This window comes from Acidimicrobiales bacterium (assembly GCA_035316325.1).
In the GTDB taxonomy this organism is placed as follows: Bacteria; Actinomycetota; Acidimicrobiia; order Acidimicrobiales; family VFJN01; genus DASXTK01.
The window spans coordinates 1-15,921 of record DATHJB010000157.1 but is presented as its reverse complement, the minus strand read 5'-3'; the positions used below and the strand labels follow the sequence as shown (position 1 = coordinate 15,921).

Here is a 15,921-nt window from a genome sequence, read left to right as displayed (position 1 = left end):
CCCGCTGGCGGTCGGGCGCGTGCGGTCACCGTGGGGTGAGTCGGATCACCGGGTACTCGCGGTCGGATTTGCTCTGGTACTTCGCGATGCGGGGCTGGGCGGTGGCGATGCGCTGCCACGCCGGTCCACGGTCGGCGCCGTCGAGCCGCTGCGGCGTCACCAGCACGGTGTCGCGGCTGGGCAGTTCGATCGACGCCTGGTCGGGGTGTGCCATCAGGTTGACGTGCCAGTCCGGGTGCTGGCTCCCACCGCCCGATGCGACGATCAGCCAGGCGTCCTCACCGTCGGGGAACCACGCCACCGGCGTTTCCCGCGGCTGCCCGCTGCGGTGACCCACCGTGTGCAGGACCAGTACGTCCATGCCCATGAACTTGCCGCGGCCACGTCGGACCTTGCGGTTCATGCGGGCGTTCATCCGGTGCTGCATCCACCGTGAGAACGCCCCGGGCGTACCGGGCTTGCGCCCTGCGCGACCGCCTGCCTGCTGGTTCGGTGTCGTTGCCATGCGACGACCGTAAGAGCACTGCCCCGTCGCCCGCTTCTTCGATCCTGATCGATGCCAGGGCCGGTGACAGACATCGTGGACATGGTCGTGTGGCGCCCACGTGCTACCCGGGTCAGAGGTTCGGGGTCGGGAGCCGGCCAAATGACAAAGTTGAAGTTTCTTCTCCGTCCATCCCCCTAACTGTCACAGGCCACTCTTATGGTCGTGCCATGGTCATCGCAGTAGCGGTATCCGGGGTTTTCGTGGGTGCTCTCGTGGGCATCGGCGCAGGCATCGCGGTCGGTCTGGTCGTGGCGCGGCGAGCCGCGGTGCTGGTGGCGTCCACCGTCACCCAGGCGCAGGCGGGCGTGCGCGCCGAGCTCGACGCCGCCGCCCGGCACGACCTGCAGGTCCGTCAGGAGAGCTTCGAGCTGCGCACGGGCGAGCTGCGCGGTGAGCTGGCCCGGGTCACCGACCTGGTCGTGGGCCTGCAGAAGGAGCGCGCCGAGCAGCAGGGCCGGGTCGAGCAGCGCCTGGCCGAGGTGGTGCAGGTGAGCGGCAAGCTGGCCGACACCACCCAGTCGCTGCGCGAAGCGCTGGCCAGCCCCAAGGCCCGGGGCCAGTGGGGCGAGCGCATGGCCGACGACGTGCTGCGGGCCGCCGGGCTGGTCGAGGGCATGAGCTACCGCAAGCAGACGGCCACGCGGGCGGGCACGGTGCCCGACTTCACCTTCATGCTCCCCGGTGGTCGGGAGCTGCACATGGACGTCAAGTTCCCGGTCGACAACTACCTGCGCTACCTCGACGCCGACACCGACGCCGAGCAAGACCGCTACCGCGTCCAGTTCCTGCGCGACGTGCGGGGGCGGGTGAAGGAGCTGTCGGGTCGCTCCTACATCGATCCGCACACCACGCTCGACGAGGTGCTGCTGTTCATCCCCAACGAAGCCGTCTACGCCTTCGTCCACAGCAACGACCGGGGCCTGCTCGACCTCGCCCTCAGCCAGAAGGTCGTGCTGTGCTCGCCGTGCACCCTGTTCTCGGTGCTGGCGGTCATCCGTCAGGCGGTGGAGCAGGCCCAGCTGCAGCGCACCTCCGACGACATCCTCACCCTGCTCGCCGACTTCGAGGACCAGTGGCGTCGCTTCACCGACTCGTTCGACAAGGTGGGCCGCCAGCTCGACACCCTGCAGCGCTCCTGGGACGACCTGTCCGGCACCCGCCGCCGCCAGCTCGAGCGCCCGCTCGACCGCATCGATGACCTCCGCTCCCGCCCCGAGCTCCGCGCCGTGGCCGGGTGACAGGGGGACGACTCGTGGCCAAGATCGTCCGGGCGGCAGGGGGTGTGGTGTGGCGCCGGGGGGACGACGGCGGTGTCGAGGTGGTGTTGGTGCATCGGCCGGCGTACGACGACTGGACGTTCCCCAAGGGCAAGCACGAGGACGACGAGACCGACGAGGAGACGGCGCGGCGGGAGGTGTTCGAGGAGACCGGGTTGAGCTGCCGCCTGGGCTCGGAGCTCGAGTCGATCGAGTACCTCGACGGGCGGGGGCGGCCGAAGCGGGTCCGCTACTGGGCGATGACGGTCGAGTCGTCCACCCCCCGCACCCCTGACGACGAGGTCGACGAGTCGCGGTGGTTGCCAGCAGATGACGCGGAGGCGGCGCTGACCTACGAAAGGGACCGCTCCGTGCTCCGGTCGTTACCGGGAGTGGTAGAGATGCGGTGACGACGCCCAGAGCAGGCAGCCTTAAGACCTGGTTGCCTGACCGTTCACCTCTGGTTCATCCGGGTCTCCTGAGCCCGTTCACTTGGCTCTCTACCGTCGGCGGGCGACAGGGCGCGAGCTGCGCCAACGTCCAGCCCAAGGAGGGCTCCGTGCAAGTGAAGACAAACCGCCGGCTCGCGTTGCTGGCACTTCCGCTGTCTCTGGCCCTCTTGGCCTCAGCCTGCGGTGATGACGACGACACCGGCGGCAGTGACGGCGGCGGTGGCGGCGAGGAGACCGAGGACCTCTCGGGCCAGACGGTCAGCATCACCGGCTCCTCGACGGTCGCACCGATCTCCGAGCTCGTCGGCGAGGACTTCGCCACCGAGACCGGCGCCGAGGTGACGGTCGACGACCCGGGCACGGGCGACGGCTTCGTCGAGTTCTGCGAGGGCGGCGCCGACATCTCCGACGCCTCCCGGGCGATCGACGAAGAGGAGATCGCCGCCTGTGAGGCGGCCGGTGTCGAGTACGTCGAGCTGAAGGTCGGCTTCGACGGCATGGCGGTCATGACGGGCCCGGGCAACGACGCGGTGGAGTGCCTCAACTTCGCCGACCTCTACGCCCTCACCGGCCCCGAGTCGACGGGCTTCGCCAACTGGTCCGACGCCCAGGCGATCGCCTCCGAGCTCGGCTCCAGCACCACGTTCCCCGACGAGGCGCTCGACCTGACGGGCCCCGGCCCCGAGTCGGGCACCTACGACTCGTTCATCGAGATCGCCCTGGCGGACTCGATCGAGGCACGCGGCCAGGAGGAGACCACCCGGTCCGACTACTCGGCCTCCGCCGAGGACAACACGATCCTCGCAAACGTCGAGGCGTCGGACTTCTCGCTCGGTTGGGTCGGCTTCGCCTTCGCCGACCAGGCCGGTGAAGCGGTCAAGATCCTCGACGTCGCCGCCGAGCCCGACGGCGAATGCATCACCCCGGATGCCGAGACGATCGCCAGCGGCGACTACCCGCTGTCCCGGTCGCTCTACATCTACGTCAACACGGCCAACGCCGACGAGAACCCGGCCGTCGCCGGCTACGTCGACTTCTACCTGAGCGACCTGGCCGGTTTCGTCGAGGCCGCCGATTACGTGGCGCTGCCCGACGACCAGGCTGCAGAGACCCAGTCGGCCTGGGACGGTCGCTGACAGCAGCGGTCGGACCCCTGGTCCAACATGTGGCGAGGCCGGGCTCGACGGGAGCCCGGCCTCGTGCCACAAGCTGAGGGGAGCAACCCAACGACATGAGCACCACAGCCCTACCTCCGCCCACAGGTCCGGTCGACCTGTCGGGCGACCCGCGGCGTCAGCGCCGCGAGCGCGTCATGGGCGCGGTGTTCGGCACCGCCGCCGGCGCCTCGCTCCTGATCAGCGCCCTCATCCTGATCGCCCTGTTCTCCAAGGGCTGGGAGTTCTTCACCGACGCCGACTGGGGCACCGTCTTCGGTAGCGACAACTGGGCGCCCCGCCAGGGCGAGTTCAGCATCTCCACGCTGCTGGTCGGCAGCCTCATCGTGACCGGCATCGCCATCGTGGTGGCCGCCCCCCTCGGCCTCGGCGCCGCCATCTACCTGGGCGAGTACGCCCGGCCCCGGGTGCGTCGGGTGCTCAAGCCGATCCTCGAGGTGCTGGCCGGCGTCCCCTCGGTGGTGTTCGGCTTCTTCGCCCTCCAGTGGATCGCCCCCAACGTCGTCGGCCGCCTGTTCGGCGAGGAGGCCGGCCGGGGCGGCAGCATGCTGGCCGCCGGCATCGGCGTGGGCATCCTCACCATCCCCCTGGTCGCCTCCGTGTCGGAGGACGCCATGCGGTCGGTGCCCGACGCGCTACGCCAGGCCTCGGCCGGCCTCGGCGCCCGCAAGATGACCACCAGCCTCAAGGTGGTCGTCCCGGCGGCGGTGTCGGGCATCGTGGCCGCCCTGATCCTGGCGATGTCGCGGGCCATCGGTGAGACGATGGTCGTCTACATCGCCGGCGGCGCCGCCGACCAGGCCACCTTCCAGGCCGACCCGCGCGAGGCCACCCTGACCATGACCGCCGCGATGGCCTCGCTGGCCACCGGTAGCGACAACGTGGTCGGCGCCGGCCTGGCCGTGCCGAGCCTCTACTTCCTCGGCATCATCCTCTTCTTCTTCACACTGCTCCTGAACCTCCTCGGCGACCGGTTCGTCCGCAAGTACAGGCAGGCCTACTGATGGCGCTCACCACGATCGGACACTCCGGCGGCGCGGCCCAGGGCGCGGTCGCCCAGGCCCTGAAGGGCAGTCGCGTCGACGTGCGCGGCAAGGCCTTCGAGGTCGGCCTGCTGGCGTGCCTGCTGGTCTCTCTGCTGGTGCTGGCCGCCCTCATCAGCTCGATCCTCACCGACGGCCTGGGCACCTTCAGCGACCGGGGCGTCGACTTCCTCGACGCCGGCCTGTCCCGTCGCCCGGCCCGGGCGGGCATCTCGCAGGGGATCGTCGGCTCGGTGTGGATCGCCATCAGCGTGGCGGTGGTGGCCTTCCCGCTGGGCATCGGCGCTGCCGTGTACCTCGAGGAGTACGCCCGGCGGAACTGGCTCACCAGCTTCATCCAGCTGAACATCCGGAACCTTGCCGGCGTGCCCTCGGTGGTCTACGGCCTGCTGGGCCTGGCGATCTTCGTCGATGCGCTCAACGGCTTCACCAGCAACTCGGGCGTCGACACGAAGACCCTGGCCGCGGCCGGCATCACCCTCGCCGTGCTGGTGCTCCCGGTGATGATCATCACCACGCAGGAGTCGCTCCGGGCCGTCCCGCAGGAGCTGCGCGACGCCGCCTACGGGGTCGGCTCCACCCGGTGGGAGGTCATCCGCAAGATCGTGCTGCCGTACGCGGCGCCCGGCATCTTCACCGGGTCGCTGCTGTCGATCGCCCGGGCGGTCGGCGAGGCGGCGCCGCTCATCGTCGTCGGCTCCTACACCTTCTCCAGCGGCGGGGCGGGGCTCAACCTGAACAACGTGTTCGACCCGAGCCACCTGCAGGAGCGCTTCACGGCGCTGCCGACCGTGATCTCGAACTGGTCGAAGGCTCCCCAGCCGGAGTTCAAGGTCGACCTTGCAGCGGCGACGATCCTCGCCATGCTGGTCTTCGTGCTCCTCATCAACTCCATCGCGATCGTCCTGCGCAACCGGTTCGAGAAGAAGAGGTCGGGATGACTGACACCAAGCCCACCGTCGTCACTGTGAAGCCGAAGGTCGACCGCGAGTCCGACGGGTCCACGGATCGGGAGCCGACCCCCGAGGAGATCGTCTTCGAGGTGCGCGACCTCAGCGTCTTCTACACCGACTTCCGGGCGGTGCGCGACGTCAGCCTCGACGTGCTCCACAACGAGATCACGGCGTTCATCGGGCCGTCCGGGTGCGGCAAGTCGACCATGCTGCGGTGCTTCAACCGGATGAACGACCTGATCGTCGGCGCCCGGGCCGAGGGCACGCTCAACTACCACGGCGTGCCCCTCTACGGGCACGGCGTCGACCCGGTCGAGGTGCGGCGCCGCATCGGCATGGTGTTCCAGAAGCCGAACCCGTTCCCCAAGTCGATCTTCGACAACGTCGCCTACGGCCCACGCCTGCTCGGCATCAAACGCAAAGGCGACCTGGAAGCCGTGGTCGAGGAGTCGGTCACCAAGGCCGCGCTGTGGGACGAGGTGAAGGACCGCCTCAAGGACTCCGCCATGGGCCTCTCCGGCGGCCAGCAGCAGCGGCTCTGCATCGCCCGGGCGATCGCGACGAAGCCCGACGTGCTGCTCATGGACGAGCCGTGCTCCGCGCTCGACCCGATCGCCACCGCCCGCATCGAGGACCTGATGCAGGAGATCAAGACCGAGTTCACGATCGTGATCGTGACCCACAACATGCAGCAGGCGGCGCGGGCGTCGGACGCCACGGCCTTCTACTCCACCGAGGTGGCCTCCGAGGGCGACCGGCGCAGCGGTGTGCTGGTGGAGTTCGACCGCACCGAGAAGATCTTCTCCAACCCGTCGGACGAGCGGACCGAGAACTACATCACCGGCCGGTTCGGCTGACGCGCAGGCCGCCTATGGAACCGCCGCCTCCGGGGCCCCTGCGCACCGCCTTCTACGACGAGCTCGACCAGATCCGTCTGCAGGTCGAGCTGATGGGCGTTCGGGTCGACCAGAACCTGGAGCGGATGCGTGACGTCCTGCGCACGGGCGACACGAAGGTCGCCGCCACCGCGCTGGCCGCCGACGACGAGATCGACGCCATGCACGTCTCCCTCCTGGAGCGCTGCTACGGGCTGCTGGGCCGCGAGGCGCCGGTGGCATCCGACCTGCGGTTCGTGGTGTCGGTGGTGCGCATCCTGTCGGAGCTGGAGCGGGTGGGCGACCTGGCGCTGCGGGTCGTGAAGCTGGCGCCGTTCGTCGAGGCGCTGGAGACGACCGGCGAGGCGTGGGACGTGCTGCTCACCCTGGTCGACACCGCGGTCGAGCAGTACCGCACCGCGTTGCGTGCCTGGTCGGCGCAGGACCTGGGGCTCGCCACCGAGCTGGCCGACCACCCGGCGCCGCTGTTCCCCTTCCACGAGCGGCTGCTGGCCAGCGTGCACGACAAGGAGCGCACCGAGGCCGTACGCCTGGCCATGGGGATGTTCGTGATCAGCCAGGCGGCCGACCGCATCGCCGACCACGCGGCGATCATCGGCGCCCGCCTGCGCTACCTGCTCACCGGCGAGCCCACCCATCTCGCCGCCGAGGTCCGGTGAAGGTGGAATAGAGGCCATGGAACCTCTCCGGGTGCTGGTCACCAACGACGACGGTGTGGAGGCGCCGGGGCTGCACGCCCTGGCCGCGGCGGTGGCGGAGCTGGGCCACGACGTGGTGGTCGTCGCTCCCGACGTCGACATGAGCGGCGCCGGCGCGTCGCTCGGACGCATGGCGGGAACGATGGGCGACCTCGAGGCCCGGCCCGTGCTGCTGCCCGGCGCCGAGGACGTCACGGCGTGGTCGCTGGCGGGCCCACCGGGCCTGTGCGTGCTGGCGGCCCGGCTCGGCGCCCTGGGCGACCCGCCCGACCTGGTGGTGTCGGGGATCAACCCGGGCTGCAACACCGGGCGGGCCGTGCTCCACTCGGGCACGGTCGGCGCCGCGCTGACCGCCGCCAACTTCGGGGTCAGCGGGCTCGCCGTGAGCATCGACGTCCCCAGCGCCGAGCTGCTGAAGGCCGGGGAGGGCCCGAGTTGGGCCACCGCGGCGGCGTTCGGCGCCGCGGCCGTGCGCTGGATGGCCGAGTCGCCGCCGGGAACGGTCCTCAACGTGAACGTCCCCAACCTGCCCCGCGACGAGGTGCAGGGCGTCCGCTGGGCGGAGCTGGCGCCGTTCGGCACCGTGCGGACCACCGTCGTGCAGCCCGTGGGCCCGGAGGGCGGCCGCCTCCAGCTGGAGCTGCGGCCCGGCGGGAACGGCGATCTGCCCGCGGGGAGCGACACTGCCCTGGTGAAGTCCGGCTACGTCACCGTCACCCGCCTCACCGGCGTCCAGGCCACCGAGCCTCTCGACCCCGCCGAGGTCTTCGGTATCCCGCCTCACCCGAGACTGGAAGCACCGGGAGCATGAGCGCGTCGCTGGTGCTCGGGTTGGTGCTCGTCGCGGTGGTCGCGGCGCTGGTGCTGGTCGCCGTCCGGCTCGACGCGGCCCGCCGGCGGGTCGACCAGCTGGAGGCGGCGGTCGACCAGGACGGGCAGCGCCGGGCCGACCTGGCCCGCAAGGAGAGCCGGCTGCGCGCGGCGCTCGGTGCCATCACCCACGGCGTGGTCGTCTACGACAGCGACGGTGAGGTCAGCTACCGCAACCGCCCGGCGGCCACCTACCTGGCGGCCCGCCACGGCGACGCCCTCGTGGAGAACGCCATCTCCACGGTGGCCACCCGCGCCCTCCGAGGCAAGGACACCGAGGAGGAGGTCGAGGTGTACGGCCCGCCCCGCCGCACGCTGAGCCTGCGGGCGGTGCCGCTCGGCAAGGGCGAGAAGCCCGACGGGGCGCTGGTCGAGGTGGAGGACACGTCGGCCCGGCGGCGCCTGGAGAACGTGCGGCGCGACTTCGTCGCCAACATCAGCCACGAGCTGAAGACCCCGATCGGCGCCATCGCGCTGCTGGCCGAGACCCTGCTCGGCGAGGACGACACCGACGTCATGCGGCGCCTCGCCGAGCGCATGGCCGGCGAGGCGTTCCGGGTGAGCCACACCATCGACGACCTGCTGGAGCTGTCGCTCATCGAGGCCTCGCCCACCCAGGTCGACGAATCGCTGCCGGTCACGCTGTTCGTCGCCGAGGCGGTGGAGCGGGTCCGTCCCGCCGCCGATCGCCGCGGCATCAGCGTCGACGTGGACGACCCGGCGCGCGGCCTCACGGTCTACGGCGAGCGCCGGCAGCTGGTGTCGGCCACCGCCAACCTGCTCGACAACGCGGTCAAGTACAGCGAGCCCGGCAGCTCCGTCGAGGTGCGGGCGCAGAGCGACGGCAGGTGGGTCGACGTCGAGGTGCGCGACCACGGCATCGGCATCCCCCAGCGCGACCTGGAGCGGATCTTCGAGCGCTTCTACCGGGTCGACCGGGCCCGCAGCCGCGAGACCGGGGGGACCGGTCTGGGCCTGGCCATCGTCCGGCATGTCGCGTCGAACCACCGGGGTGAGGTCAGGGTGGAGTCGCGCGAAGGCGAAGGATCGTGTTTCACCCTGCGGCTACCCGCCCGCGCCGAATCCACGGAGACAGGATGACCCGCTCATGAGCAGCAACGATTTCACGGTCCTGCTGGTGGAGGACGAGCACAGCTTCGTCGAGGCGCTGACGGTCGGGCTGAAGCGCGAGGGCTTCAGGGTGCAGGTGGCCCAGGACGGTGCCGAGGCGCTCGACATGTTCGACGCCGTCCGCCCCGACCTGGTGCTGCTCGACGTGATGCTGCCCAAGGTGTCGGGCATCGACGTGTGCCGCGAGCTGCGGCGACGCTCCCAGGTGCCGATCATCATGGTGACGGCCAAGGGGTCGGAGATCGACACCGTGGTGGGCCTGGAGGTGGGTGCCGACGACTACGTCACCAAGCCCTACCGGCTGCGGGAGCTGGTCGCCCGGATGCGGGCGGTGCTGCGGCGCCGCTCGGCCGACCTGACCACGACGTCGACCAGCGGCGAGGTGCTGGAGGTGGGCGACGTGCGGCTCGACCCGGAGCGCCACGAGGTCGAGGTTCGGGGCACGCAGGTGCGCCTGCCGCTCAAGGAGTTCGAGCTGCTGGAGATCCTGCTGGCCAACGCCGGCCGGGTGCTGCCCCGGGAGACGCTGATCGACCGGGTGTGGGGCGCCGACTACGTGGGCGACACCAAGACGCTCGACGTGCACGTCAAGCGGTTGCGCACGAAGGTCGAGGACGACCCCTCGCTGCCGAGCCGGATCGTCACCATCCGCGGCCTGGGCTACAAGTACGACACGCCCCGCCCGTAAGGCTCGAAGGGCTGCGTCGACGGCCGCGTTCACGCGCATACCCCCGCCAACCACCCCGCCGCCGCCCCAAGCGGTCTCGGGCTTCGCCGAGGCAATTACCCTCTGAGGCATGGCGGTGAGCGACGACGACACCAAGGGCTGGCAGCCGATCGCCCAGCGGCGTTCGGGCGCCTCGGCCTTCGTGGTGTCCCCGTTCACGCGGCTGGCACGCACGCACGCCGCCGCCGTGGCCGGCGACACGCTGATCGCCCTGGCGCTGGCGGGCTCGTTGTTCTTCTCGATCAGCCCCACCCAGGCGAAGGAACGGGTGGCGCTGGGCCTGATCCTGACGATGGCGCCGTTCTCGTTGGTCGCCCCGCTGATCGGCCCGTGGCTCGACCGGGTGCAGGGAGGCCGGCGCTGGGTCGTCGTCGGGGCCAACGCCCTCCGCTCGGTGATCTGCGTGCTGATGATCGGCCACCTCGACAGCCTGCTGCTGTTCCCCGAGGTGTTCGCGGTGCTGGTGCTGTCGAAGGCCTACTCGGTGGCCAAGTCGGCGCTGGTGCCGACGTTGGTGAGCTCCGACGAGGAGCTGGTGGAGTCGAACTCGAAGCTGTCGCTGCTGTCGGGCGTGATGGGGTTCGTGGCGGCGGTGCCGGGCCTGTTGGCCAACGTGCTGTTCGGCGGGGGCGGGGTGATGGTGCTGGCGGGGACGGTGTTCGGGGTGGCTGCCGTGGCCGGCACCCAGATCCCGGCGACGCGGGTGGCCCCCGATCGCGAGGACACGATCGAGCGCGACGAGCTGCGGGGCGCCGGCATCCTGCTGGCGGCCTCCGCCATGGGTCTGCTGCGGGGCGTCGTCGGCTTCATCACGTTCCTGATCGCCTTCGACCTGCGCCGCGCCGACGCCCCGACGTGGCAGTTCGGCGTGATCCTGGCCGCCAACGGCATCGGCGCGCTGAGCGGCGCCGCGGTGGCTCCGGCACTGCGCAAGAGCGCGGTGGGCGAGGAGAAGATCATCCAGCTGTTCCTGGGGGTCACCGCGGCGATCGCCGTGGTGGCCGCGTACGTCGGTCGCTTCCCCGGCGCCCTGGTGATGGCGTTGGCGGTGGGCCTGGCGGCCAGCGGGTCGAAGCTGGCGTTCGACTCGATCCTCCAGCGTGACGCCCCGGACGCCAACCGGGGTCGTTCCTTCGCCCGCTTCGAGACCCGGTTCCAGCTGATCTGGGTGATCGGCGCCCTGATCCCGGTCATGGTCCCGAGCCGCCTGGAGATCCCGTCCCGCCTCGGCTTCCTGTTCGTGTCGGGCGCGGCCGCCTTCGCCCTCCTGTCCTACGTGGCCGGGGCGAAGGCCGTGGCCGCCGGCAAACCCGTCCCGTCCCGGAGCCTCGACACCCGGGCCCGGGCCCTCCGCAAGGCCCGCCAGGGCTTCGACCGCATCCGCGAGAAGCGCCTCGACGGCCGCCGCCCGGCCCGCCTCACCGAGAAGTCCCCCAACCCCCCGCCCAACCCCCCGACCGCGTCGCCGTCGTCCGGCACCGAGGTCGAGGTCGCGGTCGAGACGGCCACGGCGATGCCCCCGCCGCCGCCACCTCCGCCCCCTCCTCCTCCGCCGCCGCCCCCACCACCCCCACCGCCGCCTCCGGCACGGAGCAGCGACGACACGACGGTCGTGGTCGACCCGACGAACCTCTAGACCTGGGAGCGGTCGGTCGTCAGTCGTCGGTGGCGGGCAGGTCGATGCGCGCCAGCCACAGGCCCGGGGCGTCGACCTCGGGGGGACTGGGGAGGTTGCGCTTCGACTCCCACAGACGGGCCAGGCCGTCCTCGCCGGCCCGCTCCACCACGCCGTCGACGAACGCCGTGCCCCGGTCGTAGGTCGACTGGGTGAGCTCCAGGCCCAGCATGCGCTCCACGAAGCGGTCGGCCTCCGACGTGGCCACCCGGCGACGCCGCAGCGCCTCGGTGAGCATGCCGTAGCTGCCGATGAGCTTCTCGCCCACCTGGTCCATGATGTGGTCGACGACGCCCACGACCACGGCGAGCAGCGCCTCCAGCTGGGGCTTCAGCCGCCGCTGCTCGTCGGACTGGATGGCGCCGATCAACGCACCGGGCTCGCCGATGGCCCGACGGATGCGGTCGAGCAGGTCGACGCTCGGGTCGTCGGCGCTCTCCTCGATGGCCCCGAGCTGGTCGCTGAGGGCGTCGGGGTCGTTGCGGAAGCCGGCGGCGAACTCGCCGATCAGCTCGTCGAGCTGCTGGCGCACGTGCGGCACGCCGAGCACGGTGTGGTGGGCGATCTCGTGGACGCAGATCCACAGGCGCAGGTCGTCGGGCGGGAGGCTCCACTCGTCGCCGAACTCGACGAGGTTCGGCATCACGATCACCAGCTCGTCGGACGCCGGCCGGGGGATGGGCAGGTCGTACTGGCCGAACGAGGTGCGGGCCAGGTGGCCGACCATCGAGCCGGCCATCATCGCCACCATCGTGGGCTGCATGGCCTGCAGCATCGGCCCGAGCATCGCCGCGAACTGGTCCTCCTGGGAGACCATCGACGGGTCGGCCGGGAGGCCCTCGGGGTCGGTGGTGTCCTGGTCGGGCTGGGCGCGCAGGGCGTTGGCGAGGCGTTCGAGGAGCGGCCGGTAGGCCTCGAGCGTGCGGGTGGCCCACAGCGCCCGGTTGACCGGCATCACCGTCAGGTCCCGGCCGCCGACGGAGGGCGACAGGCCCGTGACGTGGGCGACCTGCAGCTCCGCGACCCGGGCGAGCTGCTCCAGCTTGATGCGCTCGGTCGGCTCGACGTTCGGCTCGCTCTGCCCGTCGGTGGCGATGGACAGCGCCAGGCTGCGGGCGGCATCCCACGGCACACCACCGCCCGAGCCCAGGAGCTTTGCGATGTCACCGAAGAAGGGCATTCCCTCGAAGGGGTTGCCGGGGCCAGTAGGACCACTCACAACAGAGCATGGTAAAGGTAGAGACGATGGTTGCTGTCGCGGTCACGGGTGCAGATACCCCGTTGGGTCGGAAAGTGCGGAGCCTGCTGGCCGACGGGGAGCACGCCGAGGTCCGTGAGCTGGGCGACGTGCTCGGGGGTGACCTGAAGAACCCGCTCGACGGCACCGAGTCCGTGCTGCACCTCGCCACCGGCACCCCCCAGTCGCCCACGGGTGCCACGGCCGACGTCGACGCCACCCGCCGCCTGCTCGACGCCGCCGGCGACGCCAGCGTCCAGCACCTGGTCATGCTGTCCGACGCCACCGTCTACGGCGCCTGGCCCAACAACCCGGTCCCGCTCACCGACGAGGCCGTCCTGCGCCCCAACCCCGGCTTCACCTACGCCACCGAGCGGGCCGAGCTGGAGCGCCTGGCCGGCGAGTGGCGCGACGCCCACCCCGGCAGCACGGTGACGATCCTGCGCCCGGTGCGCACCCCCGGCCGCAACGACTGGCTGATCCGGGCGCTGCGCCCGGCGCCGGCGGTGCCCGAGCTGGCGGTGGAGCCGCCGGTGCAGTTCCTGCACCTCGACGACCTGGCGTCGGCCGTCACCCTGGCCCGTACCAAGCGGCTCGACGGCGCCTTCAACGTGGCCCCCGAGCAGGCCATCTCCGGCGACGAGGTGCGGTCGCTGACCGGCGTCGGCCCGCGGGTGCGCCTGCCGGAGCAGCTGGCCGACCGGTTCGCCCGCTGGCGGTTCCGCTCGGGCCTGGGTCCGACACCGCCCGAGCTGGTGCCCTACACCCTGCACTCGTGGGTGGTGGCCAGCGACGCGCTGCGCTCGGCCGGTTGGACGCCGGCGACCTCCAGCGAGGAGGCCTGGGTCGAGTCCCACGAGGCCGGTCCCTGGGCCACGCTGAGCCCCCGCCGGCGCCAGGAGCTGGCGTTGGGCGTGGCCGGTGTGAGCGTCGCGGGCGCCGCGGTGGGCGCGGCCTGGGCCGTGCGCCGCTGGCTCGCGCCCCGCCGCTGAACCGTTCTGTCTTCGCTGGGCCGGCTATTCCGGGCTGAGCGAAGACAGAACCAGCTCGGTCTCGGCGGTGACGCCGTCGCGCTGGTAGGTCACGTCGACCCGGTCTTCGGGGCTCTTGAGCTGCAGGCGGCTCACCAGCGTCGACATGTCGGCGATCCGCCTGCCGTCGAGCTCGGTGATCACGTCGGCGACCTGCAGGCTCCCGGCGGCGGGCCCGTCGGGGTCGACCTCGGTGAGCTGCACACCTCCACCAGGGGCGTCGGTGCCGAGGATGCCCACCCAGGCGTGCCGGGCCGAGCCGGTCGCCAGCAGGTCGTCGGCGACCTTGGCGGCCACCTTCATCGGGGTGGCGTAGTAGGAGAGGCTGTCGGTCCAGGTTGTGAGCGCCAGCATCGCGCCGCTGCCGTCGACCACCGCGCTGCCCAGCATGGTGGGGTAGGTGGTGGTCTGCGGGGTGATCTGGAGGACGCCGTCGACCGGGTCGCCCTCGGGCGTGGTGGTGTGGGTCAGCGGCTTGGTGAGGGTGCCGGGCGCCGTGGTGAAGCCGTCGTCGTTCACGCCGGCGCAGAGCACGGTGCCGCCGGGGGCCAGGCCGTCGGGGGCCACGAGGTCGGCCGGCGTGAACCCCTCGCCGGGCAGGTCGACGACGGCGAGGCCGGTGACCGGGTCGGTGCCACGGATGGTGGCCGTCTGGGAGGTGCCGTCGTCGAGCGTCACGTTGACGTCGGGGAGGCTGCCGACCAGCTGAGCGCTGGTGAGCACGATGCCGTCGCTCCGCACGATCACGCCCGAGCCGGTGCCCGCGCCCTCGATGCGGACGACGCTGGGCGCCACGTCGCGGGCCTCGCGGTTGCCCAGCGGCGGGCCGCTGAAGAGGCCGGAGGAGTCGAACGACGTGAGCGGCCCCGAGGCGAGCCCGGCGATGTCGAGTGGCGCCGCGGCGCGCCGCGGTGTCACGCGGTCGCGCATCCCGAAGGCGAGGAGCCCTATGCCGATCAGCATCACCCCGACGGTGCCGGCACCAGCGACCAGACCCCAGGGCCAGCGGTGCGCGGACGCCGGGGCGTGCGCGCTCCGAGGTCCGGAGCCGACCATCTCCGACGGGTGACGCCAGAGCCGATCATCTGGATGTGGTGGCGGACCGAAACCGGTGACGTCGTCAGCCGCGTCGTCATCGAACGGCACGGCCGCAGGATAATGGTGGTCCGCAGCCTGCGGGGCGCGGGGCGTACGATTGACGCATGAGCGAGCACCCGGACTCTGGCGATACCTGGATCGGGTTGCTGCGGAGCCCGCTCCCGGTCGACGAGGCCAGCGCCTGGGTGGTGCGCCCCGACTGCGGTGCCGTGGTCACCTTCTCCGGCACGGCCCGTGACCACTCGGAGGGCGTCGAGGGGGTCACCCGGCTCGACTACGAGGCCTACGAGGAGCACGTGGGGTCGTCGCTGTCCTCGGTCGCCGAGGAGGCCCGGGCCAAGTGGCCGGTCGTGCGGCGCATCGTGCTGCTGCACCGGGTCGGCGAGGTGCCGGTGGGCGAGAGCTCGGTGGTGGTCGCGGTGTCCGCTCCGCACCGCCAGGAGGCGTTCGACGCGGCCCGCTTCTGCATCGACACGCTCAAGGCGACGGCGCCGATCTGGAAGCGGGAGGTGACCGCATGAGCGCGGTCGCGTTCCTCCTGCTGGCGCTGGTCATCGCCTCGGTCGGCTCGTTGGTGCTGTACCTGCGGCAGCGCAGGCCCACGTCGGTGGAGTCGGGCATCGACTCCTTCCGCGAGGGCATGCGCGCTCTGTCCGACTCTCGGAACGAGTGATGGCCCGCGACCTGGCGATCGACCTCGGCACGGCCAACACGCTGGTCTACGAGCGGGGCAAGGGCATCGTCCTCAACGAGCCGACCGTCATCGCCCTCAACCGCCGCACCCACGAGGTGCTGGCGATGGGCCACGACGCCTGGCAGATGATGGGCCGCACCCCCAGCGACATCGTGGCCGAGCGCCCGCTGCGCCACGGGGCGATCACCGACTTCGAGGTGACCCAGCGCATGCTGCGGTTGCTGCTGTCGCGGGTGCGCCACGGGCGCTTCGGTCGTCCCCGGGTGGTGCTGTGCGTGCCCACCGCCATCACCGAGGTGGAGCGGCGGGCCGTGCGCGAGGCGGCCCGGCGGGCGGGCGCCAACGAGACGTTCCTGATCGAGCAGCCCATGGCGGCGGCGATCGGCTGCGGGCTGCCCATCACCGAGCCCACCGCCAGCCTGGTGGTCGACGTGGGCG

Annotated in this window: 18 protein-coding genes; 15 read left to right on the top strand and 3 right to left on the bottom strand. The window is 71.6% G+C overall.

Going from position 1 to position 15,921, the window contains the following annotated elements; all coding sequences use genetic code 11:
• Positions 1 to 25: 25 nt before the first annotated feature.
• Positions 26 to 505 carry a nitroreductase family deazaflavin-dependent oxidoreductase gene (locus VK611_20500; protein HMG43724.1) on the bottom strand — a complete coding sequence of 160 codons (480 nt, stop codon included), beginning with the start codon at positions 503 to 505 and terminating at the stop codon, positions 26 to 28.
• A gap of 242 nt (positions 506 to 747) precedes the next feature.
• On the opposite strand from VK611_20500, the gene VK611_20495 reads away from it, so the two are divergent.
• The 11 genes from VK611_20495 to VK611_20445 all read left to right on the top strand — a co-directional run bounded on the left by VK611_20495 (position 748) and on the right by VK611_20445 (position 11,384).
• On the top strand, positions 748 to 1,785 hold the full coding sequence (locus tag VK611_20495) for a DNA recombination protein RmuC (protein HMG43723.1): 1,038 nt from the start codon (positions 748 to 750) through the stop codon (positions 1,783 to 1,785).
• 14 nt (positions 1,786 to 1,799) lie between these two features.
• Positions 1,800 to 2,213 carry an NUDIX hydrolase gene (locus tag VK611_20490; GenBank protein HMG43722.1) on the top strand — a complete coding sequence of 138 codons (414 nt, stop codon included), beginning with the start codon at positions 1,800 to 1,802 and terminating at the stop codon, positions 2,211 to 2,213.
• A 149-nt stretch (positions 2,214 to 2,362) separates the two neighbouring features.
• Complete coding sequence (locus VK611_20485; protein HMG43721.1) at positions 2,363 to 3,391, top strand: substrate-binding domain-containing protein; 1,029 nt, start codon at positions 2,363 to 2,365, stop codon at positions 3,389 to 3,391.
• A gap of 95 nt (positions 3,392 to 3,486) precedes the next feature.
• On the top strand, positions 3,487 to 4,434 hold the full coding sequence (gene pstC, locus VK611_20480; GenBank protein HMG43720.1) for a phosphate ABC transporter permease subunit PstC: 948 nt from the start codon (positions 3,487 to 3,489) through the stop codon (positions 4,432 to 4,434).
• Positions 4,434 to 5,414 carry a phosphate ABC transporter permease PstA gene (pstA, locus tag VK611_20475; GenBank protein ID HMG43719.1) on the top strand — a complete coding sequence of 327 codons (981 nt, stop codon included), beginning with the start codon at positions 4,434 to 4,436 and terminating at the stop codon, positions 5,412 to 5,414. Before pstC ends, pstA begins: the two co-directional genes overlap by 1 nt.
• A complete protein-coding gene (gene pstB, locus VK611_20470) occupies positions 5,411 to 6,283 on the top strand; it encodes a phosphate ABC transporter ATP-binding protein PstB (protein HMG43718.1) in 873 nt (290 codons plus the stop codon). Before pstA ends, pstB begins: the two co-directional genes overlap by 4 nt.
• 14 nt (positions 6,284 to 6,297) lie before the next feature.
• On the top strand, positions 6,298 to 6,981 hold the full coding sequence (locus VK611_20465; GenBank protein ID HMG43717.1) for a PhoU domain-containing protein: 684 nt from the start codon (positions 6,298 to 6,300) through the stop codon (positions 6,979 to 6,981).
• A gap of 16 nt (positions 6,982 to 6,997) precedes the next feature.
• Positions 6,998 to 7,831, top strand: a complete 834-nt coding sequence (locus tag VK611_20460) for a 5'/3'-nucleotidase SurE (protein HMG43716.1) — start codon at positions 6,998 to 7,000, stop codon at positions 7,829 to 7,831.
• Positions 7,828 to 8,991, top strand: a complete 1,164-nt coding sequence (locus VK611_20455) for an ATP-binding protein (GenBank protein HMG43715.1) — start codon at positions 7,828 to 7,830, stop codon at positions 8,989 to 8,991. Before VK611_20460 ends, VK611_20455 begins: the two co-directional genes overlap by 4 nt.
• A 7-nt stretch (positions 8,992 to 8,998) precedes the next feature.
• Positions 8,999 to 9,709: a response regulator transcription factor gene (locus VK611_20450; GenBank protein HMG43714.1), complete on the top strand. Its 711-nt coding sequence runs from the start codon at positions 8,999 to 9,001 to the stop codon at positions 9,707 to 9,709.
• A gap of 109 nt (positions 9,710 to 9,818) precedes the next feature.
• Positions 9,819 to 11,384 (top strand): MFS transporter, encoded by a 1,566-nt coding sequence (locus tag VK611_20445; protein ID HMG43713.1) that lies wholly within the window; start codon positions 9,819 to 9,821, stop codon positions 11,382 to 11,384.
• Between the two features lie 19 nt (positions 11,385 to 11,403).
• Here the strand turns inward: VK611_20445 and VK611_20440 are convergent, their stop codons facing one another.
• Positions 11,404 to 12,642 (bottom strand): zinc-dependent metalloprotease, encoded by a 1,239-nt coding sequence (locus VK611_20440; protein ID HMG43712.1) that lies wholly within the window; start codon positions 12,640 to 12,642, stop codon positions 11,404 to 11,406.
• 74 nt (positions 12,643 to 12,716) lie between these two features.
• Here VK611_20440 and VK611_20435 point away from each other — a divergent pair, with 74 nt between their 5' ends.
• Positions 12,717 to 13,652: an NAD-dependent epimerase/dehydratase family protein gene (locus VK611_20435; protein HMG43711.1), complete on the top strand. Its 936-nt coding sequence runs from the start codon at positions 12,717 to 12,719 to the stop codon at positions 13,650 to 13,652.
• A 24-nt stretch (positions 13,653 to 13,676) separates the two neighbouring features.
• Here VK611_20435 and VK611_20430 read toward each other — a convergent pair whose 3' ends face one another.
• Positions 13,677 to 14,654, bottom strand: coding sequence for a S1C family serine protease (locus VK611_20430; GenBank protein ID HMG43710.1), 978 nt, complete (start codon positions 14,652 to 14,654; stop codon positions 13,677 to 13,679).
• A 239-nt stretch (positions 14,655 to 14,893) separates the two neighbouring features.
• On the opposite strand from VK611_20430, the gene VK611_20425 reads away from it, so the two are divergent.
• From VK611_20425 to VK611_20415, 3 genes are all read left to right on the top strand, one after another.
• Entirely contained in the window at positions 14,894 to 15,310 is a 417-nt protein-coding gene (locus VK611_20425) for a molybdenum cofactor biosynthesis protein MoaE (protein HMG43709.1), read from the top strand.
• Positions 15,307 to 15,462 carry a hypothetical protein gene (locus VK611_20420; protein ID HMG43708.1) on the top strand — a complete coding sequence of 52 codons (156 nt, stop codon included), beginning with the start codon at positions 15,307 to 15,309 and terminating at the stop codon, positions 15,460 to 15,462. Before VK611_20425 ends, VK611_20420 begins: the two co-directional genes overlap by 4 nt.
• The coding region (locus tag VK611_20415) for a rod shape-determining protein (protein ID HMG43707.1) at positions 15,462 to 15,921 on the top strand (460 nt) is incomplete at its 3' end. The genes VK611_20420 and VK611_20415, both read left to right, overlap by 1 nt.